Source organism: Saccharothrix hoggarensis, assembly GCF_042678885.1.
In the GTDB taxonomy this organism is placed as follows: domain Bacteria; phylum Actinomycetota; class Actinomycetes; order Mycobacteriales; family Pseudonocardiaceae; genus Actinosynnema; species Actinosynnema hoggarensis.
The window spans coordinates 1-1,030 of record NZ_JBHTLK010000497.1 but is presented as its reverse complement, the minus strand read 5'-3'; the positions used below and the strand labels follow the sequence as shown (position 1 = coordinate 1,030).

The window sequence follows — 1,030 nt, the reverse complement described above, 5'->3', positions numbered from 1 at the left end:
GCGGTACGGCCGGGAGCCGGGGTCGCGGGCCACCCGCAACGCCCGCCGCAGCGCCGTCCGCGACCAGCCCTCCCGCTCGGCGCGGTCCAGCCACCGGTCCTGCTCCTCCGGCGGCAGCGCGGCCACCTCGGCGTGGTGCTGGAACGGCAGGCCCGACCGGCGCCGGGACGGCTCGAACTTGCGCGAGATCCACGCGTAGTTCCGCAACGTCTGGTAGTCGAGCCCCACAGCTTCGACCGCCCGCCGGTACCGACCCGTGTACCGGTCCTGCCCGTAGACCAGCCAGTCGCCCAAGTACCAGGCCGACGAGCTGGCGATGCGGGACAACCGCTGCCCCGCCTGCTCCCACGACTCGAACGTGACGTCCCGCGGGAACGCCAACCCCACCGGCGTCGTGAGAATCCGACCGTCCACCGCGTCGCCGGGACGTCCCCGGCGCGCTGCTGCGTTCACCTTGTCCACTCGCTCCCCCTGATGCCTGTGGACGTCATTGCTACCGGGGCGCCCTCACACACCGGTCAACTTCCGCTCACACCGCGAACCCGATCGGGCCCACCGGCGGATAGCGGGTGACCGCCCTTCGCCCGGGACAGCCGGAAAGGCCACCACGACACCAACCGACGCCGAGATCATCCGACGGTCGGCGCACCAGCCGGACGCGTTCGCGGCGATCTTCGACCGCCACGCGCCGCACATCCGGCGGTACCTCGCGCGCAGGCTCGGCCCGCAGGTCGCGGACGACCTGGTGGCCGAGACGTTCCTCGCCGCGTTCGACAAGCGCGGGCGGTACGACCCGGAGCGCCCGGACGCCCGGCCGTGGCTGTACGGCATCGCGACCAACCTCGTCGCCCGGCACCGCAGGCAGGAGGCGCGCCGCTACCGGGTCGGCGAGGCGGACACCGCCGCGCACGGCCACGCGGACCACGCGGACCACGCGGACCACGCCGACCGGGTCGCCGCCCGGATCGGTGTCGGCGTCGGCTCCGGCGTCGGCGACCAACGTGACGCCGGTGCTGGACGCCGTGCGGCT

General features: G+C 74.2%; 2 protein-coding genes. One reads left to right on the top strand and one right to left on the bottom strand.

Features of this window, described 5'->3' with window-relative positions; genetic code table 11:
* A partial coding sequence (locus ACFQ3T_RS36755) for an LmbU family transcriptional regulator (RefSeq protein ID WP_380730800.1) occupies positions 1 to 453 on the bottom strand: 453 nt, incomplete at its 3' end.
* A 109-nt stretch (positions 454 to 562) separates the two neighbouring features.
* Here ACFQ3T_RS36755 and ACFQ3T_RS36750 point away from each other — a divergent pair.
* The coding region (locus ACFQ3T_RS36750) for an RNA polymerase sigma factor (RefSeq protein ID WP_380730802.1) at positions 563 to 1,030 on the top strand (468 nt) is incomplete at its 3' end.